Genomic DNA, 20,957 nt, shown 5'->3' on the forward strand with positions numbered 1-20,957 from the left:
GACTCGGACTCAATCTGATCGCTGAATGCGTGGTTGCGGGCCCGCCGTGAGAGGGATGACGGGATATGAAGAACAAGCATGTGGCTGTCCTCCTGGGCGGATTCTCGTCCGAGCGGCCCGTGTCTCTGTCTTCGGGAAAGGCGTGTGCGGATGCGCTTGAGAATGAAGGCTACCAGGTTACCCGCGTCGATGTTGCGCGCGATGTCGGCGCCGTGCTCACCGAACTCAAGCCCGATGTCGTCTTCAACGCACTGCACGGCCCGTTCGGTGAAGACGGCACCATCCAGGGCATCCTCGAATATCTGGCCATTCCCTACACCCATTCGGGCGTGCTCGCCTCGGCGCTCGCCATGAACAAGGAGCAAGCCAAGAAGGTCGCCAAGGCTGCCGGCATCGCGGTGGCGGAATCGAAGGTTGCCAGCCGCTTTGCCATCCAGAACAAGCATCCGATGAAGCCGCCCTACGTGGTCAAGCCGGTCAATGAAGGCTCAAGCTTCGGCGTCGTCATCGTGCATGAAGGGCAGTCGCATCCGCCGCAGGTCATCGGCTCGTCCGAATGGAAATATGGCGAGACCGTCATGGTCGAGCGCTACATCCATGGGCGCGAGCTGACCTGCGCTGTCATGGGCGACGTGGCGCTCGGCGTCTGCGAGATCATTCCGACCGGCCATTCCTTCTACGACTATGATTCAAAATACGTCGCCGGCGGATCAAAACACGAAATCCCTGCTAAAATTTCATCAAATATTTACCAAAAAATACAGACACTGGCGCTCAAGGCACATCTGGCTATCGGCTGCCGGGGCGTTTCCCGATCGGACTTCCGCTATGACGACCGTCACTCCGAAAACGGCGAGATTGTCTGGCTCGAGATCAACACTCAGCCGGGCATGACGCCGACGTCTTTGGTGCCTGAAATCGCCGCCCAGGCCGGGCACTCGTTTGGCGAATTGTTGAGTTGGATGGTGGAGGACGCTTCGTGTCTGCGTTGAAATGGGGACAGGACAAGGGCAGGGGCGGCGCCGGGCCGGCGCTGTTCGGCATGCCGTTGTCGTTCGACCATTTCGTGCTGCCGCGCGTGCTGCGCCGGCCGGTGCGCGTGCTGGCGCGCCTGGGCGGCGGCGACTTCGTCGCGCCGCGCTTTTCCGCGGCCATCCTGTCGGCTTCGCTCATTGCATCAAGCAGCCTCTATGGCGCCATTCTCGGCGGTCATGCCGACGACATCGTCCAGAGCATCACCGCCCGGACCGGCTTTGCCGTCGACCAGATCAAGGTGGTCGGCAACCGCCAGACTTCGGAGATCGACATACTGGACCGGCTCGAGCTCGACGGCTGGACGTCACTGATCGGCTTCGATGCCGAGGCCGCGCGTGAACGTATTGATACCTTGCCCTGGGTCGAAGTGGCGGCGGTGCGCAAGGTCTATCCACATACGCTGGAAGTGCGTGTCGAGGAGCGCGAGCCCTTCGCGCTCTGGCAGCAGGGCGCGGAGCTTTCGGTCATCGAACGCTCCGGCGCGGTGATCGCGCCGTTCTCCGGCGGCAAGCAGGCGCTGCTGCCGCTGATCATCGGCACCGGCGTGCCGGCCAAGGCCCCCGACTTCGTGGCCAAGATCAACAAATTTCCCGAGCTCGCGGCTCGGGTCAAAGGCTATATCCGCATCGGCGAACGGCGCTGGGACCTTAAGCTGGAAAACGGCATCACGATCAAGCTGCCCGAGGATGGCGAGGACCAGGCGATCGCCGATCTGGTTCGGATGGACCACGACAACGGGCTTCTGACGCGGGACATCGCCGCCGTCGACATGCGCATCTCCGATCGCCTGGTGGTGCAGCTGACGCCGGAAGCGGCGACGCAGCGCCAGGCCGCGCTCAATGAAAAGCCGCAAAATCTGAAGCGCAAGTCGGGGACGAAGATATGAGCTGGCTTGGCGGCAACAGCGATGCCTCTTCGCGGCGTTCCGGCACGCTCACCGTGCTGGATGTCGGCTCAAGCAAGGTTTGCTGCGTGGTGGCGAAACTGAAGCCGCGCGAGGACGGCAAGCTGTTGCGCGGCCGCTCGCACCGCATCCAGGTGATCGGCATCGGCCACCAGAAATCGCACGGCGTGAAGTCGGGCGTGGTCGTCGATCTCGACCGCGCGGAGCACGCCATTCGCCTGTCCGTCGACGCAGCCGAACGCATGGCGGGACTGACCGTGGATTCGCTGATCGTCAACATGACGGCCGGCCGGCTGAAGAGCGAAACCTATTCGGCCACCATCAATCTCGGTGGCCATCAGGCCGACGAAGCCGACATCAAGCGCGTGCTTGCCGCCGGCGCCAAGCAGGCGCTCAAGGCCGAACGCGACGTGATCCATTCGCTGCCCGTCGGCTTTTCGCTGGACGCCGAGCGCGGCGTGCGCGATCCGCGCGGCATGGTCGGCGACCAGCTCGGCGTCGATATGCATGTGCTGACGGGCGATGCCGCGCCGCTGCGCAATCTGGAGCTCTGCATCAACCGCTCGCATCTTTCGGTCGAGCGCATGGTGGCGACGCCCTATGCCAGCGGGCTTGCGGCCCTGGTCGACGACGAACTGGAAATGGGTGCGGCCTGCATCGACATGGGCGGTGGCACGACGACCATCTCGGTGTTTTCGGAAGGCAAATTCGTCCACGCCGATGCCATTGCCATCGGCGGCAATCATGTGACGCTCGATATGGCCAAGGGCCTGTCGACCTCGCTCGACGCCGCGGAGCGGCTGAAGGTGATGCATGGTTCGGCGCTGCCTAGCAGTGCCGACGATCGCGACCTGGTCTCGATCCAGCCGATCGGCGAAGACGGCGAGATGCCGCTGCAGATCCCGCGCTCGGTGATGACGCGCGTCATCCGCGCCCGCATCGACGAGACGCTGGAACTGTTGCGCGACCGGCTGAACAAGTCGGGCTACGGCAATGCCGTGGGAAAACGCGTCGTGCTGACCGGCGGCGCCAGCCAGCTTGCGGGTCTCCCCGAGGCGGCGCGCCGCATTCTGGGACGCAATGTGCGCATCGGACGCCCGCTCGGCGTGGCGGGCCTGCCGGAAGCTGCCAAGGGGCCGGCTTTCTCGACGGCGGTCGGGCTGCTGATCTATCCGCAGATGGCGAGCTTCGAGAGCCATCCGGCGAAAGGAATTTCCGGTCTCAGGATGACCGGGACGGGCGGAAAACTGCATCGCATGAGTCAGTGGTTGAGAGACAGTTTCTAATTGACGGGGACAGCCCCATAGGCGGCCGCGGCGGCGAAGCGGCGGGAAAGGCAAAGGACGGAGACAATGACGATCAATCTGCAAAAGCCGGACATCACCGAGCTCAAGCCGCGGATCACCGTATTCGGTGTCGGCGGCGGCGGCGGCAATGCCGTCAACAACATGATCACCGCGGGCTTGCGCGGTGTCGAGTTCGTCGTGGCCAACACCGATGCACAGGCGCTGACCATGTCGAAGGCCGAGCGGCTGATCCAGCTCGGCGCGCATGTCACCGAGGGGCTCGGCGCCGGCTCGCAGCCTGAAGTGGGCCGTGCGGCGGCGGAAGAGTGCATCGATGAGATCATCGATCATCTCTCCAACACCCATATGTGCTTCGTCACCGCCGGTATGGGTGGCGGCACCGGAACCGGTGCGGCTCCCGTGGTTGCCCGCGCGGCGCGCGAACGGGGTATCCTCACCGTCGGCGTCGTCACCAAGCCGTTCCATTTCGAAGGCCAGCGCCGCATGAAGACGGCGGATCTCGGCATCGAGGAGCTGCAGAAATGTGTCGATACCCTGATCGTCATCCCCAACCAGAACCTGTTCCGGCTGGCCAATGACAAGACCACCTTTGCCGACGCCTTCGCCATGGCCGACCAGGTGCTCTACTCCGGTGTTGCCTGCATCACCGACCTGATGGTCAAGGAAGGCCTGATCAATCTCGACTTCGCCGACGTGCGTTCGGTGATGCGCGAAATGGGCAAGGCGATGATGGGCACCGGCGAAGCTTCGGGCGAGGGCCGCGCGATGGCCGCCGCCGAGGCGGCGATCGCCAATCCGTTGCTCGACGAGACCTCGATGAGGGGCGCCAAGGGCCTGCTGATCTCGATCACCGGCGGCCGCGACCTAACCCTGTTCGAAGTCGACGAGGCCGCGACCCGCATCCGCGAGGAAGTCGATCAGGACGCCAACATCATCCTCGGCGCCACCTTCGACGAGGAACTCGAAGGCGTCATCCGCGTCTCGGTGGTCGCCACCGGCATCGACAAATCGGCAGCTGAAATTGCCGCGGCGCCGATCTCGATCCGGGCCGTGCCGCCGCAGCAGAAGCCGGTCAGCCGCCCAGCGGCTCCGGGGGCGGAAGGCCGTCCGGCACCGGTCCAGCAGCAGACCTATGAGCAGCGCGCGGCCGATCCGGTGGCCGAGGCGATCCAGCTTGCCGAGGCCAATGCGGCGGCAATGGCTCGTCCGGCGCCGATGGCCCAGGCGGAAGATTTCCGCCCGCAGAGCAAGATCTTCCAGGCCCCGCCTGCCCAGCCGCAGCCTGTCGTGCAGCAGGTGATGCAACCGGCGCCGATGCGGGAAGTGCCGCAGCCGGTGGCTGCCGCACCGCAGCGCATGCCGCGGGTGGAGGATTTTCCGCCTGTGGTGCGGGCCGAGGTGGAAGCCAAGGGCCGTCCGGCCGACCATGAAAACAGCGGGCCGATGGGGCTGCTCAAGCGGCTGACCAACGGGCTGACGCGCCGCGAAGAAGAGCCGGCCCGGTTGCAGCCGGCACAGCCGCGCGAACCGAAACTGCGCCAGGCGGCGCCGGAAATGCGCCGCCTTGCCAGCCAGGATCCGCAGCTTTACGCGCCGCGCCGCGGCCAGCTCGACGATCAGGGCCGGTTGACGCCGCAGACCAGGTCGACCCAGGAAGACGACCAGCTGGAGATACCGGCTTTCCTGCGCCGCCAGGCCAACTGAGCCGTTAACGGTATGTAACACTTGTTAACAGGCAGACGAGAGATTGTCTGCCTGTTAACGTTTAAAGTGGTTTAATAACAAGGCGTTACGATGTGACGCTCAAGGTCTGTCGCGGTTACACAGAGTAAGAAACCGTGATTTGGAGTCTCCCTGACAGACCATTATCTTTGCGGCAGCACTTTCGGTGTGCTGGGATTCGGGGAAGTGGCCCTGCCTGCCGATAAAAAAGAGCCGCGCCTTTTGGGTTAAAGCGGACTTAGGCGTTTGGGCTATGGGGTTTGTCTTGCAAGACTATCAGACGACACTGAAATCGCGTGCAACGCTGACCGGTACCGGCGTTCACAGCGGCAAACCGGTCACCGTCAATTTCCTCCCTGCGGACGCCGACACCGGCGTGCTCTTCCACCTTTCGAACGGAAGCGAGAGCCGCGAGTTCCGCGCGCTGGTTGCTGAAGTCGGCGCGACCGATCTCTGCACCATGCTCGGCGATCCGGCAGGCGAGCATATCGCCACCGTCGAACATCTGATGGCGACGCTTTTCGGGCTTGGCATCGACAACATCGTCATCGAGATCGACGGTCATGAGGTTCCGATCCTCGATGGCAGTGCGGTGGCGTTCGTGGAGGCCATCGACCAAGCCGGCATCGAGACGCTGGCGGTCAAGCGCCGCTACATCAGGGTGGTCAAGCCCGTCCGCATCGAGAATGGCGCGTCCTGGGCCGAGTTCAGGCCCTATAGCGGCACGCGCTTCGAGGTCGAGATCGATTTCGAAAGCCCGGCGATCGGCCGCCAGCTATTCGCCTCCGACATCAACCCCGACATCTTTCGCCAGGATATCGCGCGCGCCCGCACCTTCGGCTTCATGAAGGATGTCGAGCGGCTGTGGGCGGCCGGCTATGCGCTGGGCTCCTCGCTGGAGAACTCGCTGGTGATCGGCGACGACAACCGGGTGATCAACATGGGCGGCCTGCGCTACCCCAATGAGTTCGCTCGCCACAAGACGATGGACGCGATGGGCGATCTGGCGCTGGCCGGCGCCCGTTTCATTGGTTGTTTCCGCTCCTATCGCGGCGGTCACCGGATGAATGCGGCCGCTTTGCGGCGGCTTCTGTCCGACCGTTCGGCCTTCGAGGTCGTCGAGACCACGCGCCGCGAGCGCGGCCGCACCGCCGAGATGAGCGCCGTCACCGGCCCTGTCTTTGCACCTTGGGTGATCTGATTCTTAACGTATTTCTGGCTTTCTGAACGCTGGCCGGTGTTGCACGGATGCATCACCGGCCGTGAAAGTGCATAGCTTTCCGGGCAACACCAAGTCGCCACAAAAATGTGCGATTGGCTAGACATAGCGTTGCTGGGCAAGGCAGTTATGGTTTATGGCTGCGGCCGTGTGTTAGGCGCATGTCGCTCAAAAGTGGGGATCAGTTTTGAGGGAACGCCATGCGAAAGGCATTGAACTAACGCCGAAAGGGCGCAATCCAATCATGTTCTTCAAGCGAGTTGGTCAATCGAAAGCGCCGTATCGGGCTGTTTTCCTGGCGCTTTCGGTGGTTGTGCCATCGCTGTTCCTCTCGGCCTGCATGTCGTCCGAGAAAGACGTCGACCTGTCGACCTATGTCGACCAGACCGAACCGGCCGACGTCCTTTACAATCAAGGCCTTGCCAATCTCAATGCCGGCCGCCTGGATGAGGCGAGCAAGAAGTTCGACGCCGTCGACCGCCAGCACCCCTATTCGGAATTCGCCCGCAAATCGATGGTGATGGGCGCCTTCGCCGACTACCGTGCCGGCCGTTATGACGAAGCGATCGGCTCGGCCAAGCGCTATCTGACGCTTTATCCGTCGACCGACGACGCGGCTTACGCCCAGTATATTATCGGGCTGAGCTACTACAAGCAGATCAAGGACGTCACCCAGGATCAGAAGGAAGCACGCCAGACCGTGCAGACGATGCAGGATCTGGTGACGCGCTGGCCGACGTCGGAATATGTCGACGACGCCAAGGAAAAGATCCGTTTCGCCAACGACCAGCTGGCCGGCAAAGAGATGCAGATCGGCCGCTATTATCTCGAGCGGCGCGAATACATTGCTGCCGTCAAGCGCTTCCGCAACGTGGTCGAGAACTATTCCAACACCCGCCATGTCGAAGAGGCGCTGGCGCGTCTGGCCGAAAGCTACTACGCGATGGGCTTGACCTCGGAAGCGCAAACCGCCGCTGCGGTGCTCGGCACCAATTATCCCGACAGCCAATGGTACAAGGATACCTACAAGCTGTTGCAGAGCAACGGGCTTGAGCCGCGCGAGAATGCCGGATCGTGGATATCCAAGGCCGGCAAGCTGATCACCGGCGCCTGACGCCCGAGCATCGACTGAGGCGGAACGCGCTTTTCGGATTGATCCGACGCTCAAACAAAAAGATAGTGCGGCGCTGCGACTCCATCGGTCGCATGCCGCTTCACAGCGGTTCAGTGGTTTGATTGAGGCGCTGAACCGTCCTAACTTTTTGTTCTACGCAATTCCGGACGGAAAACCGCTACGCACTTTTCCTGGAATTGCTTGAGGTCCGGGTTCTGATGCTTTCCAGACTGTCGATCCGCGATATCGTCCTGATCGAGAAGCTGGATATCGACTTCCAGCCCGGCCTTTCCGTGCTGACCGGTGAAACCGGCGCCGGCAAATCCATCCTTCTCGACGCGCTGTCGCTGGCGCTTGGCGCGCGCGGCGACGCCTCGCTGGTGCGGCACGGTGCTGCCCAGGGCCAGGTCATTGCCGTCTTCGATGTGCCGCGCAACCACCCGGTGCGCGCGCTGCTGGCCGAAAACGCCATCGAGGATGACGGCGACATCATCCTGCGCCGGCTGCAGACCGCGGATGGCCGTACCCGTGTCTTCGTCAACGACCAGCCGTCCAGCGTCACGCTGATGCGCGACATAGGCCACGCGCTGGTCGAGATCCACGGCCAGCATGACGAGCGCGCCCTGGTCGATCCAGGCGCGCATCGCGAATTGCTGGACAGTTTTGGCGGCCATCTCGGCGCCGCCCGCGCGACCGGCGAGGCGTGGCGCTACTGGCGCGGCGCCGAGCAGGAGTTTGCCAGGCACCGCGCCAAGGTCGAGGCAGCGGCGCGCGAGGCCGATTATCTCAGGGCCTCGGTGGCGGAACTGGCAAAGCTCGATCCGCAGCCCGGCGAAGAGACACAGCTGGCGGAACTGCGTGCAACGATGATGCGGGCGGAAAAGATCGCCTCGGAAATACACGATGCACAGGATGTGCTGTCAGGCCCGTCCTCGCCGCTGCCGCAACTGGCCAGCCTGCTGAGGCGCCTGCAGCGCAAGGCCAGCGAAGCGCCGGGACTGCTCGAGGATGTGGTGAAGTCGCTGGACGAGGCGATGCTGTCACTGGATGCAGCGCAATCGGGCGTCGAGGCGGCACTGCGCGCCACCGAATACGACCCGCAGAGGCTGGAGAAGGCGGAGGAGCGGCTGTTTTCGCTGCGTGCGGCCTCACGTAAGCACAGTGTGGCCGTTGACGATTTGGCGCAACTGCGCGACACCATGTCCGCCGATCTCGCCGATCTTGATGCCGGCGAGGGGCGCCTGCATGTCCTGGAAAAGCAGGCCTCAGCGGCGCGAGAAGCCTACGATATTTCCGCAGCCCAGCTCTCCGCCCTTCGCCATGCGGCCGCGGTCGGCCTGACCAAGGCTGTGATGGCCGAATTGCCGGCGCTGAAGCTGGAACGGGCTGAGTTCATCGTCGAACTGGCCAGCGATGGCGAGAACCGCATGGAAGAAGGCATCGACCAGGTCGAGTTCTGGGTGCGCACCAATCCCGGCACCAGGCCTGGGCCGATGATGAAGGTCGCCTCCGGCGGCGAGCTGTCGCGCTTCCTGCTGGCGCTCAAGGTGGCGCTGGCCGACCGTGGCTCGGCGCCGACATTGGTCTTCGACGAGATCGACACCGGCGTCGGCGGCGCCGTGGCCGATGCGATCGGCCAAAGGCTGGCCAGGCTGTCGAAGCGCGTGCAGGTGCTGTCGGTCACGCATGCTCCGCAAGTGGCGGCACGTGCTGCGACGCATTTCCTGATCTCCAAATCCGGCGGCTCGGACAAGGTCGCCACCGGCATCGCCGAAATGGACCGGGCGGCGCGCCAGGAAGAGATCGCGCGCATGTTGGCCGGCGCTACCATCACCGACGAGGCGCGCGCAGCCGCGGAACGGCTGCTGCGCGAGAATATTGCTGCAGCGTAGTCGTCGCAAGGCTTTCGGACTGAGTCAGGATATGGCTCCATCCCGCTGTTCAGGAATGCTTTTTCCGAAATCCTGATTTATGGTGCCTCGCCACTGTCCAGGGACCGCTGCATGTCTGAAAAACCAGTCGAATCGTTGAGCGAAAGCGAAGCCGCGGATGAGCTCCAGCGGCTGGCCGAGGAGATCGCCGGTCATGACCGGCGCTATCATGCCGAGGACGCGCCGACGATTACGGACGCAGAATATGACGCGCTGCGGCGGCGCAATCTTGCCATCGAGGAGCGCTTTCCCGGTCTGGTGCGCGAGGATTCGCCCTCGCTGCGGGTCGGCGCCGCGCCGGCGGAAGGCTTTGCCAAGGTGCGCCATGCGGTGCCGATGCTCAGCCTCGCCAAGGCCTACACAGACGAGGACGTCACCGATTTCATCGAGCGTGGCCGGCGCTTCTTCGACCGCGACAAGGACCTCGACATCGCGTTTACGGCCGAGCCGAAGATCGACGGCCTGTCGGCGTCGCTGCGCTATGAACGCGGTGTGTTCGTGCAGGGTGCTACGCGCGGCGACGGCACTGTAGGCGAGGACATCACCGCCAATCTCAGGACCATCGCCGACATCCCCGCCAAGCTGAAAGGATCGGGCTGGCCCGAGACCATCGAGATCCGCGGCGAGGTCTACATGACCTATGCGGAATTCGAGGCACTGAAGGCCCGCTCGGCGGCGGTGGGCGGCCAGGACTATGTCAATCCGCGCAATACGGCAGCGGGCTCCTTGCGACAGAAGGATGCGTCCGTCACCGCCAGCCGCAATCTTAAATTTTTTGCCTATGCCTGGGGCTATACGACAGCGGATCCGGCGCCGACCCAATATGATTCGGTGCAGAAATTCGCCGAATGGGGGTTCAAGGTCAGCCCATTGATGGTGCGGGCGAAGTCTGTCGAGGAGCTGATCGCGCACTACCACAAGATCGAGGAGCTGCGTTCGTCGCTCGGCTACGACATCGACGGTGTCGTCTACAAGGTCGACCAGCTGGAATTGCAGCGTCGCTGGGGCTTTGTCACCGGCGAGCCGCGCTGGGCGGTTGCGCATAAATTCCCGGCCGAACAGGCGATGACGACGGTGCAGAAGATCGACATCCAGGTCGGCCGTACCGGTACGCTGGCGCCGGTGGCGCGGCTAGCGCCGGTCACGGTCGGCGGCGTGGTGGTCGAAAACGTCACGCTGCACAATGAGGACTACATCAAGGGTTTTGACAGCAACGGCTTGCCGATTCGCGACGGCATCGATGTCCGCATCGGTGACACGGTTGTCATACAACGGGCGGGCGATGTCATTCCGCAGATCGTCAGCGTCGTCGTCGACAAGCGGCCGGCTGATGCGGTGCCTTACGAATTCCCGCACATTTGTCCGGTCTGCGGCTCGCCGGCGACGCGCGAAATCAACGAGAAGACCGGCAAGGAGGATTCGCGCCGGCGCTGCACCGGCGAGCTGATCTGCGCCGCGCAGGCCGTGGAGCGGCTGCGTCATTTCGTGTCGCGCGGCGCGCTCGACATCGAGGGGCTGGGCGCCGAGAATATCGACCTGTTCTTCAATTCGGGACTGGTCAAGACCGCCGCCGATATCTTCACCCTCAGGGATCGCCGCCCGGCCGTCACCAGGGCGCTGGCCGAGCGGCGCGAGGAGCAGGCTAGGCAGCGCGAGGCGGCATCGGGCAAGGCGCGCAAGAATGTGCGCGGTGTCGAGAACCGCAATTATGAAGGCCTCGACAAGCTGTTCGCGGCCATCGATTCGCGCCGCGAGCCGGAGCTCGACCGCTTCATCTTCGCACTCGGCATCCGCCATATCGGCGAAACGACGGCGGCCGTGCTTGCCCGGACGTTTTCGACCATCGAGGAGCTGATCCGCGTCGGCAAGGAAACGGCGGCGGCTGAGGATCCGCACAGCGTCTTCCCCTCCATCAACGGCATTGGCGACACGGTGATCGACGCGTTGCGCGATTTCTTCGGCAATGAACGCAATGACGACGTGCTCGACAGACTGCTCGAACAGGTCAAGCCGAAGCCGTATGTCGTCACCGTGTCGACCGACAGCGAGGTTGCCGGCAAGACCATCGTCTTCACCGGCACGCTGGAAAAGATGACACGCTCCGAAGCCAAGGCGATGGCCGAACGGCTCGGCGCCAAGGTGGCGGGTTCGGTGTCGGCGAAGACCGATCTGCTGGTGGCCGGGCCGGGCGCCGGCTCCAAACTGAAGCAGGCCAGCGAACTCGGCGTCGAAGTCATCGACGAGGACACATGGCTGCAACGGGTCGGCAAGGCATGACCGCCGGTTCGTTCAAAGGGTTCGGGCAAAAGGCCATACCGTTCCTCAAGGCGCTCGACTTCCACCAGAGCCGCGAATGGTTCCAGGAAAACCGCGCGCTTTACGACAGCGAGTTGCATGAGCCGTTCTGCGATCTGGTCGAGACGCTGACCGAGCGCTTCGCGGCGGCGGGTCTGGGCTTGCGCGGAGACCGCAAGAAGTCACTGTTTCGCATCAACCGCGACGTGCGCTTCGCCAAGGACAAGCGGCCCTACAACCAGCATTTGTCGGCCATGCTGTCGCCGGATGGCACCAAGATGGAGCAGGGCGTGTTCTTCGTCTATGTCGGGATCGACCGCTGCTTTGCCGATGTCGCCTGGTGGAATCCGGAGCCGTCCCTGCTGCTGGCGATGCGCAAGGCGATCGTCGCCCGGCCGGCCGAGTTCCGAAAACTGCTCTCAACGCTGAAGAAAAACGGCTTCGAACTTGAAACCGAGGGCCGCATGAAGCGCACGCCGCGCGGCTTCGAGCAGGTCAACGAACCCGATCTTGTCGACGCCATCCGCAACCGGCACTTCTATGTCCAGCACATGATCGATCCGGCTGGAATTCACGCGCCGACGCTGGTCGACGAGCTTGTCGATTTCGCCTTGCGCGCCAAGCCGCTGCTTGACTGGGGCAGGGCGATCCAGGGCACGGCACCGCGGAGCTAAATCAGCCCGGCGCACTGCACGGCTACATCCGCATCAAAAGACCGCCGTCGACTGCCAGTTCGATGCCGGTGATGTAGCTTGCCGCATCGGAAAGCAGGAATAGCGCGGCATTGGCCATGTCCTGCGGCGTGCCGATGCGGCCGAGCGGCGCATAATAGGCAACGGCCGCGCGTTTCTCTTCGGTGTCCCAGCGCGCCTGCAGCGGCGTCAACGCCATTCCCGGGCAGATCGAATTGGAGCGGATGCCATCGCCCGCCAACTGCATGGCGAGCGACTTCGACAGCGCACAGACGCCGGCCTTCGATGCCTGGTAGGCATCCTGCGGGGTCGGATCGCCGCGATACCACTGGATGGTGGAGAAGTGCACCATGGCGCCGCCGCGTCCGCCGGCCCGCATATGCGGAACCACCGCCCGCGCGGTGTGGACGAAGGATTTCAGATTGATGTTGAAGACCTGATCCCAGACATCGAGGTCCATCTCGAGGGCCGATTTGTCGCGACCGAACCAGAGCACGCCTGCGACATTGGCGAGATAATCGATGCCGCCGCGCTCGCGGCCCGCGGCATTGATGGTCTGCTCGACGAAGGCGGCGTCGGTGAGGTCGCCCTGGGCAAAGGTGAGCCGGTCGTCATAGGCGGCAAGCGACGCCGGACGCTGCTTGACGTCGATGGCGGTGACCGAGGCGCCGGCATCGAGCAGCGCCAGCGAGATCGCCTCGCCCATGCCGCCACCGGCGCCGGTGACGACCGCGTGCCTGCCGGTGAAGTCATAAGCGATCATCCGAACCCCCTCATTTGTTTTTACAACATCAGTTTCGCTGATTTGTTGGCTCAAGCGAATTCGTCTGACTTTTCAAACGCCGGCTCCTACATAGCAGCGCGAGATGGGAATGTGACATGTCGGCAGAGACCTTAAGCGAAAATTCCGTGGCCAGCGACTTCTGGGACGGCGTGCGGCTGTCGATGCCGGTGGTTGTCGCCGCGGCGCCATTTGGGCTGCTGTTCGGCGCCATCGCCGTCGACAACGGCTTTTCCGTTCTCGAAGCTTTCTTGATGAGCGCGCTGATCTTCGGCGGCGCCAGCCAGATGGTCGGCATCGAATTGTTCGGCCAGCATGTCGCGCCATGGCTGATCGTGCTGTCGATCTTCGCCGTAAACTTCCGTCACGTGCTTTACTCCGCCAGCATCGGCCGGCGAATCGCGCACTGGCCGGTTATCAGCCAAGCGCTGGGCTATTTCGTGCTCACCGATCCGCAATTCGCGGTGGCCGAGCGTAAGGCCGAAGCCGGCGAGACCGTTGGCTTTGCCTGGTACATGGGGCTTGGCCTGCCGGTCTATGTGTTCTGGGGGATCGAGAGCGCGCTGGGCGCGGTGTTCGGCAAGCTGATCCCGGACACGCATGCGCTCGGCATCGACTTCCTGCTGCCGATCTATTTCCTCGGGCTGGCCATAGGCTTTCGCAACCGGCCACTGTGGCTGCCGGTGGTGATCGCCAGCGCCGCGGCGTCGATCATTGCCTACAAAACTGTGGGATCGCCATGGCACGTCTCCATCGGCGCCGTTGCAGGCGTGCTTCTGGCCGTCATCCTGCCGCCGCACCATAGCGGTGTGGAGGCAAAACGATGAGCGCGACCTTGTGGATCATCATTGCCGGCGCGATCGCCACCTATCTCACCCGCGTCGGCGGCCATCTGGTGATCTCGCGCTTCGACCACATCCATCCACGCGTCGAGGCGGGTTTGAATGCCGTGCCGGCCGCAGTGTTGACGACGCTGGTGGCGCCCGCCGCACTTAGCGCCGGACCGGCGGAATGGGCGGCGCTGGTCGTCGCCGCTGTGGTCTCGCTGCGCGGCGGCCTGATGGCGATGTTTCTGGCCGGGGCGGTGGTGCTGGTCCTCGCGCGGCAGTTTGTGGCATAGGGCGCCTGCGCGCGGAACAGTTTCGAACTGTCGGCGCCGCCGCTCATTGCCCTGGCGGGCGTTCGTCACTCGAAAAGCCAAGCAATTGGCTTTTCGTCCGCTTCGCGGACCGCTCCTCACCTCCCCGTATAGTGACGGGGAGAAAGAAGCTCATTTCAGATCTTGGCGTCGTGCGGCAGCGGCGCTGTCGCTTTCTCCAGCCAAGCCAGCGTCTCGCCGTCGAGCATCGGGCCGATCTCGGCCAGCACCCAGGCATGGTAAGTATCCAGCCAGTGCAACTCCTCGCGCGTCAGCAGGTCGGTGCGGATCAGCCTGATATCGATCGGCGCCAGTGTCAGCGTCTCGAAACCGTGCATGGCGATGTCGCCGCCCTCCACCTGTTCAGCCGGTGTCACCAGGATCAGGTTCTCGATGCGGATGCCGTAGGAGCCTTCCTTGTAATAGCCGGGCTCGTTGGAGAGCATCATGCCGGCCAGCAGCTTTTCGGTGCCGGTGCGGGCGATGCGCTGCGGCCCTTCATGCACGGCCAGATACGAGCCGACACCATGGCCGGTGCCATGGGCAAAGTCGCAGCCATGCTTCCACAGCGCCATGCGCGCCACCGCGTCGATTTCCGAGCCGCGCGTGCCGGCGGGAAAGCGCAGCGTCGAAATGCCGATCATGCCCTTCAGCACCAGCGTAAAGCGCTCGCGCATCTCCTCGGTCGGCTGGCCGATCGGCACCGTGCGGGTGATGTCGGTGGTGCCGTCCTGATACTGGGCGCCGGAATCGAGCAGGAACAGCTCGCCGTTTGCCAGCTCGCGGTTGGTGGCGCGCGAGACGCGGTAGTGCATGATGGCGCCGTTCGGACCGCTGCCGGAAATGGTGTCGAAGGAGACATCGCGCAGCGGCATCTGCGTTTCCTCGCCGGTCTGCCGGCGCACCTCCTCCAGCTTGGTGACAACGGTTATTTCGTCGAGCGTGCCCGGCTTCTGCCGTTCCAGCCAGCACAGCAGTTTCGCCACCGCCGCCCCGTCTCGGCGGTGCGCGGCGCGGCTGCCGGCGATTTCCGCCTGGTTCTTGGTGGCGCGCGGAATGCGGGCGGGATCGGCCGCTGAAACAAATGCGCCGCCATTGTCCTCGACCAGCATTCTCAGCTTCTCCGCCGCCAGCACCGGGTCGAGCGCGATCTTGGCGCCGCCCTTGGCAAGGGTAACGACCGCCGCCTCGAATTCGCCGGGCTCGTGCAGATCGGCGAGTTGGGTGAGATAGGCGGCGACCGTGCGCGAAAACTTGCGCTGGTCCATGAACAGCTGGTGCTTGCCGTCGGCGGCAGGGATCGCGAAGCCGAGCGCCAGCGGCGTGTGCGGCACGTCACCGCCACGGATGTTGAAGGCCCAGGCGATCGAGGAGGGGTCGGTGAGCACGGCGTGCGTCGCGCCCTCCTTGCCGATTGCCGCCACCAGCCGCGCCAGCTTGTCCTTGGCGAGTTCCCCGGCAAAGCCGATCGGGTGGATTTCGACCGGCGCCACGGGCGGCGCCGGCTGATCCTTCCAGATGATGTCGATCGGGTTCCTGTCGAGCGGCACCAGCGTCGCGCCGGATTGCTCGGCCGAGGTTTTCAGCGCCTTGACCTCAGCGATCGTGTGCAGCCACGGGTCGAAGCCAAGCCTGGCGCCCTTGCCGAGATTGTCCTTGATCCAGGAGGCCGGCGGGTTGTCGACGAGACTCTCGATCGCAAAAATGTCGAGATCGACCTCGTGGCGCACTTGCAAGGTATAGCGGCCATCGACGAACATGAAGGCGCGGTCACGCTGCACAAGTGCTACGCCCGCCGAGCCGCTGAAGCCGGTCAACCATTTCAGCCGCGCCGAGCGATCGGCGACATACTCGCCCTGGTGCTCGTCGGCGCGCGGCACCAGGAAACCGTCGAGGCCATTATCCGCCAGCCATCGCCGCAGCAACGTCACGCGCGGCTTGCCGACGCTGGGGTCGCCTGCGGAATCGAAGGTCTGGAACATGGTATGCCTCCTGTATCGGGCGCGACCGTAGCGCATGACTCGGAAAACCGGAATCGATTTTCGCCAATCGCAACAGGCTCGGATTGGTCCAAAGCGCGTTGCGTCTCAGTGCTTCAGGTGGATCGTCACCCAGCCTTCGCGATGCAGGGTCCTGACATGCCGGAAATTCTGGCCGACATAGGCCGAGATCACCGCATTGCATTGGCGCTCGAGGATGCCGGACAACACGATCGAGCCGCCGAGGCTGATGTGCCTGGCCATCTCAGGCGCCAGCCGCATCAGCGGCCGCGCCAATATGTTGGCGACGATGAGGTCGAAAGGCGCGCGCTTGCCGAAGATCGGGTGGTGGAAGCCGGGCGCCGTCACCGTTTCAACCAGCGCCTTGACGTGGTTGAGGCGGGCATTGGCGGCGGCGACCCTGACGACGATCGGATCGATGTCGGTCGCCAGCACCGGAATATGCGCCAGTTTGGCGACGGCGATTGCCAGCACCGCGCTGCCGGTGCCGAGGTCGAGGGCATTCCTGGGACGTTCGCGGCGCACGACCCGTTCCAGCATTTCGAGGCAGCCGGCCGTGGTGCCGTGATGGCCGGTGCCGAAGGCAAGGCCGGCCTCGATCTCGATGGCGAGTTCGCCGCTGTGGCGCTTCCGGCGGTCATGCGCGCCATGGACGAAGAAACGTCCGGCGCGCACCGGCTTCAGTCCCTCCAGCGAGCGCGCCACCCAGTCGATGTCGGGCAAAACCTCGCGCTCGATCGGCTTCGACAGGGACAGTCCCACAAGGCTGTCTTTTAGCCGCGCCTCAACCGCGTCGACATTGCCGTCGGTGTAGAGCGAAACCTCATAGATGTCGCGGTCTTCATCGACTTCGAGCACGGCGATCGGCAGGCCTTCATCCTCGAAAGCCGGCTCGAGCGCGGCAAATATGCGGTCGGCCTCGATCTTCCCAGCGATGAAGTGGAGCCTGGTCTGACCCATCAGTTGGTCTCTTGCTTGAGCATGATCTCTGGACAACACTTTTCTGTCCGAGAAAACCGGATTCCACATTTAGGGATCATGCCTAGCCTGCTGCCAGCCGCTTCAGCTTGGCAATCGCGGTATCGGCGCTTTCGCCATAGGCGATGGTGCCCGAAAACTCGCCCTTGGCATTGAGCAGCAGCGCCGAGGCGGTGTGGTCCATCGTATAATCGCCGTCGCCGGTGTCGACCTTCTTCCAGTAGATGTTGAAGGACTTCGCCATGGCGTGCACCTTGTCGGGATCGCCCGATATGCCGACGATGCGGTCGGAGAAATTGCTGACGTAAGTGTTCATCACAGGCGGCGTGTCGCGCTCTGGATCGACGGTAACGAAGTAGGCGTTGAGGTTCTTGCCGTCGTCGCCCAGCGTCTTCAGCCAGCCGGCCATTTCGAACAAAGTGGTCGGGCAGACTTCCGGGCAATGGGTGAAGCCGAAGAAGACGATGCTGGGTTTTCCCCGGAAGGCGGCTTCGGTGATTGGCGCGCCTTTCTGGTCGACCAGCGTGAATGGCGCGCCATACGGTTCGCCACCATAGTGGCCGCGATAGAAGTCAAAGGTGAGCCAGCCGATGCCCGCCGCCATCAGAACGAGAATGCCGACCAGAATTGAACGCATCATCAGGAATTGTCCGTAGCAGAAATCATCGAGCGCCGGATCGGCGCCTCTCTGCCGGCAGTCTTAGCCGGTCGCAGGGGGCAAGGCAAAGATGCCGCGTTGCCGCAACCGGGCTGGGCGCTACCTTGCAAACAGCTGGCCCTTATCCCACCTGAGACCGGCAAACTGAACCTGAGGAGGCTCCCTTGCATAGACGGACTGGGCAGAGACGGATTGGGCAGAAACTGATCGGCGGCGCGCTGGCCGCATGCATTGCCCTTGGCGCCGGTGCCGCAGCGGCAGAGGAAGTCGGCAAGGTCAGCGTCGATTGGGTCGGCAACGACATCATCGTCGAGGCGATCAAGGATCCCAAGATCGACGGCGTGACCTGCCATGTCTCCTATTTCGACCGCAGCGTCATCGACCGGCTGCACAAGGGCAACTGGTTCGAGGATCCGTCTGATTCCTCGATCTCCTGCCGCCAGACCGGGCCGATCACCATCGGCGACATCGACATGAGCGAGGGCGGCGAAGAGGTGTTCAAGCAAGGCATCAGCCTGATCTGGAAGAAGCAGGTGGTGAACCGCATCTACGACAAGAAGAACGAGACGCTGATCTATCTCTCGCATTCGCGCCAGGTGCAGGACGGCTCGGCGAAAATGTCGGTGACGACCGTGCCGCTGTTCAGCCAGAACGTGGTGTGGACCGGCGGCAAGCCGAAATAGCGGATTCTCCGGGCGCAACGCGACAATTGCTTCCGCAATTGTGCGGGGGTAAATCCGCCAGATGGACCGTACCGAAAACCTCGTCCTGAAAGATCCGGAGCCGCGCATCCATCCGACCGCGGAGCTGAAAGCGTGCAAGCTTGGCCGCTATGCCTCGATCGGCGAACGGGTGGTGCTGCGCGAGGTCAATGTCGGCGATTTCTCCTATTTCGAGCGCCACGCCGAGGCGATCTACACGACGATCGGAAAATTCTGCTCGATCGCCGCCAACAGCCGCATCAATGCGCTAGAGCATCCGATCGAGCGGATCACGCAGCACAAGCTCAGCTACCGGCCGAACGAGTATTTCCGCTGGCTGGGCGTCGACGCGGCGTTCCGCGCGCGGCGGCAGGCCAAGGCGGTCAGCATCGGCAACGATGTCTGGATCGGCCATGGCGCCGTCATCATGCCCGGCATCAGCATCGGCAATGGCGCCATCGTCGGCGCCAATGCGGTGGTGACGCGGAATGTACCGGCCTACACAATCGTCGCCGGCGTACCGGCAAAGCCGTTGCGCATGCGCTTTCCCTCCGAGATCGCGGCGCGGATCGAAAGCCTCGCCTGGTGGGACTGGCCGCCGGAGAAACTCGCCAAAGCGGTTCCCGACATGCAGGCCTTGCCGATTGAGGATTTCCTCCATCGCTGGGAGCAAGAGCATTCCTGAGAGCTCGCCGCGCGTGCGCGGTTTCATCGACTGGCTGGCCGAAATCCTGGCGCCAAAATTCTGAACGGCACGTGTCGGGAAGAGTTCGCCGGCTGCGGCAACGCAACGAACCCCTTCCGCCATGCGGGGGTGGCGCAGCGGAAGGGGCTTGGAGACAAATCCGCGTGAAGCGGAAGGAACAGGTTTTGGCCTGCATGGCGACTATGGCAACAAACCGATAAGGCGGCTTTTCACGGCGCTGCGCCTTTGGCGTGCATACAATTGCATCAGCGATGCCCTCTGCGACAGGGAACCGGAAGCGGCTGCCGGTTGTTTATTGTTGGAGCGATGAATGGGCGTCGGGCAGTTTATCGCGCTTTGAACGGTCGAGGATGTGAATGATCGAAAAGCTGTTTACCAGAATCGCCAACACCGTTTCGCACTTGGCGGGCCTGCCGCCGACTTTCATCGCCTGCTGCGCCATCGTTATCGTCTGGGCGGTAAGCGGGCCATTCTTCGGCTTTTCCGATACGTGGCAGCTCGTCATCAACACGGGAACGACGATCATCACCTTTCTGATGGTGTTCCTGATCCAGAACACCCAGAACCGCGACGGCGCCGCGGTTCAGGCCAAGCTCGACGAACTGATCCGCGTCAGCGAGGGCCACAATCATTTCATCGGCATCGAGCACCTGACCGAATCCGAGGTCGAGGAGATCAGAGACAAATGCGAGCGGGCGGCAAAACGCCATGACCACGAGCTCGCCGAACTCGCGGCCAAGAAGGCCGTCGCGCAAAAGCGCACCGCGAAAAAACGCGCGCCCGCCTGAGTCTCGGCTTTGGCTGAGTTCGACGATCAGTTTCCCATAAAGGCCGCGAAAGCGTCCTTATGGTCGGGGTGCCAGCGCGAGAGAGCAGGCCGGTTCTCGATGATGTCGCCGATCGCCCAGGCCATGCGCTTTTCATCGGTCGGGCGCATCACCTCATTGTCGGGGCAGAGGATGTAGAAGTCCCCACGCGCCAGCGAAGCCAGCATGAAGTCGACCACCTGCTCGCCGGTCCAGGCGCCAGCCGGTTTTTCGACCGCTCCTTCGGTGAGGCCGGTGAAGGTGAAGCCGGGAATGAGAAGATGCGCCGCGACCTTCGCGCCCGGCTCGTTGCGCAATGCGTGCGCCAAGCCTTCGGTGAACGTCTTCAACGCCGATTTGGAGACGTTGTAGGCGAGATTGCCGGGTGGCGTGGTGATGCCTTGCTTGGAGCCGGTGTTGATGATCAGGCCAGGCTCTCCGGAGGCCAGCATGGCCGGAGCGAAGGCCTCGACGCCATGTACGACACCCCAGAAATTGATGTCGATCAGCCGCTTCCAGGCGTCGCCGTTCTCCCACGGTTTTCCCGGGTTGTTGCCGACGCCGGCATTGTTCATCAGCAGCGATACGGCGCCGAAAGCGGCATGCGTCTTTTCCGCCAGCCGGCCGAGTTCGTCGGCCTTCGACACGTCGGTGGCGACGGCAAGCACGGCATTCTCGCCGGTGATCGCGGCGACTGCCTGGCGGGCCGCATCGAGGCGCGCGCCGCCAATGTCGGCCAGCACCAGTCTCATGCCCATAGCCGCCAGCCTTTTGGCGGCGGCAAGCCCGATGCCGCTGGCGCCCCCGGTGACGACGGCGACGTTGCCTCGGTTGAGGGCGGGCAAAGCGGATTGGATTTCGGCGTCGGAGGTCATGATCTTTTTCCTAGGGTTCGGGTGGCGCCGAACTTAGCGCGGGACGCGCATCGTGCAAGGCCGTCCCGCGTGTTCGGGTTGACCGCATCAACGGC

Annotated in this window: 19 protein-coding genes; 14 read left to right on the forward strand and 5 right to left on the reverse strand. The window is 63.5% G+C overall.

Annotated elements, in window-relative coordinates:
* Nucleotides 1-65: 65 nt before the first annotated feature.
* The 9 genes from ACYG9R_RS21895 (at nt 66) to ACYG9R_RS21935 (ending at nt 12,201) form a co-directional block, all read left to right on the forward strand.
* Nucleotides 66-992: a D-alanine--D-alanine ligase gene (locus tag ACYG9R_RS21895; RefSeq protein WP_023668279.1), complete on the forward strand. Its 927-nt coding sequence runs from the start codon at nt 66-68 to the stop codon at nt 990-992.
* On the forward strand, nt 980-1,921 hold the full coding sequence (locus ACYG9R_RS21900) for a cell division protein FtsQ/DivIB (RefSeq protein ID WP_023823167.1): 942 nt from the start codon (nt 980-982) through the stop codon (nt 1,919-1,921). Before ACYG9R_RS21895 ends, ACYG9R_RS21900 begins: the two co-directional genes overlap by 13 nt.
* Nucleotides 1,918-3,225, forward strand: coding sequence for a cell division protein FtsA (ftsA, locus tag ACYG9R_RS21905; RefSeq protein ID WP_023823166.1), 1,308 nt, complete (start codon nt 1,918-1,920; stop codon nt 3,223-3,225). The genes ACYG9R_RS21900 and ftsA overlap by 4 nt, the downstream gene beginning before the upstream one ends.
* Before the next feature lie 66 nt (nt 3,226-3,291).
* The gene (gene ftsZ / locus ACYG9R_RS21910) at nt 3,292-4,950 is read left to right on the forward strand and encodes a cell division protein FtsZ (RefSeq protein ID WP_352446328.1); all 1,659 of its coding nucleotides are present in this window, start codon (nt 3,292-3,294) and stop codon (nt 4,948-4,950) included.
* A gap of 271 nt (nt 4,951-5,221) precedes the next feature.
* Entirely contained in the window at nt 5,222-6,169 is a 948-nt protein-coding gene (lpxC, locus tag ACYG9R_RS21915) for a UDP-3-O-acyl-N-acetylglucosamine deacetylase (protein ID WP_023668283.1), read from the forward strand.
* 262 nt (nt 6,170-6,431) lie between these two features.
* A complete protein-coding gene (locus tag ACYG9R_RS21920) occupies nt 6,432-7,301 on the forward strand; it encodes an outer membrane protein assembly factor BamD (RefSeq protein ID WP_023668284.1) in 870 nt (289 codons plus the stop codon).
* Nucleotides 7,302-7,519: 218 nt separating this feature from the next.
* A complete protein-coding gene (recN, locus tag ACYG9R_RS21925; RefSeq protein ID WP_023668285.1) occupies nt 7,520-9,193 on the forward strand; it encodes a DNA repair protein RecN in 1,674 nt (557 codons plus the stop codon).
* Between the two features lie 111 nt (nt 9,194-9,304).
* Nucleotides 9,305-11,509, forward strand: a complete 2,205-nt coding sequence (ligA, locus tag ACYG9R_RS21930) for an NAD-dependent DNA ligase LigA (protein WP_023804333.1) — start codon at nt 9,305-9,307, stop codon at nt 11,507-11,509.
* A complete protein-coding gene (locus tag ACYG9R_RS21935; protein WP_023682130.1) occupies nt 11,506-12,201 on the forward strand; it encodes a DUF2461 domain-containing protein in 696 nt (231 codons plus the stop codon). Before ligA ends, ACYG9R_RS21935 begins: the two co-directional genes overlap by 4 nt.
* Before the next feature lie 22 nt (nt 12,202-12,223).
* Here the strand turns inward: ACYG9R_RS21935 and ACYG9R_RS21940 are convergent, their stop codons facing one another.
* A complete protein-coding gene (locus ACYG9R_RS21940) occupies nt 12,224-12,982 on the reverse strand; it encodes an SDR family NAD(P)-dependent oxidoreductase (protein WP_023823164.1) in 759 nt (252 codons plus the stop codon).
* A gap of 116 nt (nt 12,983-13,098) precedes the next feature.
* On the opposite strand from ACYG9R_RS21940, the gene ACYG9R_RS21945 reads away from it, so the two are divergent.
* Entirely contained in the window at nt 13,099-13,827 is a 729-nt protein-coding gene (locus ACYG9R_RS21945; protein WP_023823163.1) for an AzlC family ABC transporter permease, read from the forward strand.
* Complete coding sequence (locus ACYG9R_RS21950; protein ID WP_023741691.1) at nt 13,824-14,120, forward strand: AzlD family protein; 297 nt, start codon at nt 13,824-13,826, stop codon at nt 14,118-14,120. Before ACYG9R_RS21945 ends, ACYG9R_RS21950 begins: the two co-directional genes overlap by 4 nt.
* A gap of 155 nt (nt 14,121-14,275) precedes the next feature.
* Here ACYG9R_RS21950 and ACYG9R_RS21955 read toward each other — a convergent pair whose 3' ends face one another.
* The 3 genes from ACYG9R_RS21955 to ACYG9R_RS21965 all read right to left on the reverse strand — a co-directional run bounded on the left by ACYG9R_RS21955 (nt 14,276) and on the right by ACYG9R_RS21965 (nt 17,756).
* On the reverse strand, nt 14,276-16,120 hold the full coding sequence (locus ACYG9R_RS21955) for an aminopeptidase P family protein (RefSeq protein WP_023823162.1): 1,845 nt from the start codon (nt 16,118-16,120) through the stop codon (nt 14,276-14,278).
* 105 nt (nt 16,121-16,225) lie between these two features.
* The gene (locus ACYG9R_RS21960; protein WP_023823161.1) at nt 16,226-17,098 is read right to left on the reverse strand and encodes a 50S ribosomal protein L11 methyltransferase; all 873 of its coding nucleotides are present in this window, start codon (nt 17,096-17,098) and stop codon (nt 16,226-16,228) included.
* An 82-nt stretch (nt 17,099-17,180) separates the two neighbouring features.
* On the reverse strand, nt 17,181-17,756 hold the full coding sequence (locus tag ACYG9R_RS21965) for an SCO family protein (RefSeq protein WP_023697009.1): 576 nt from the start codon (nt 17,754-17,756) through the stop codon (nt 17,181-17,183).
* A 182-nt stretch (nt 17,757-17,938) separates the two neighbouring features.
* Here ACYG9R_RS21965 and ACYG9R_RS21970 point away from each other — a divergent pair, with 182 nt between their 5' ends.
* From ACYG9R_RS21970 to ACYG9R_RS21980, 3 genes are all read left to right on the forward strand, one after another.
* Nucleotides 17,939-18,457 carry a CreA family protein gene (locus ACYG9R_RS21970; RefSeq protein WP_032885447.1) on the forward strand — a complete coding sequence of 173 codons (519 nt, stop codon included), beginning with the start codon at nt 17,939-17,941 and terminating at the stop codon, nt 18,455-18,457.
* Nucleotides 18,458-18,518: 61 nt separating this feature from the next.
* Complete coding sequence (locus ACYG9R_RS21975; RefSeq protein ID WP_023697007.1) at nt 18,519-19,160, forward strand: DapH/DapD/GlmU-related protein; 642 nt, start codon at nt 18,519-18,521, stop codon at nt 19,158-19,160.
* Between the two features lie 377 nt (nt 19,161-19,537).
* Nucleotides 19,538-19,969 (forward strand): low affinity iron permease family protein, encoded by a 432-nt coding sequence (locus ACYG9R_RS21980; protein ID WP_031197915.1) that lies wholly within the window; start codon nt 19,538-19,540, stop codon nt 19,967-19,969.
* Nucleotides 19,970-19,995: 26 nt separating this feature from the next.
* Here the strand turns inward: ACYG9R_RS21980 and ACYG9R_RS21985 are convergent, their stop codons facing one another.
* Nucleotides 19,996-20,862, reverse strand: a complete 867-nt coding sequence (locus tag ACYG9R_RS21985; protein ID WP_023815565.1) for an SDR family NAD(P)-dependent oxidoreductase — start codon at nt 20,860-20,862, stop codon at nt 19,996-19,998.
* Nucleotides 20,863-20,957 lie beyond the last annotated feature (95 nt).

The organism is Mesorhizobium sp. RSR565B, assembly GCF_054719465.1.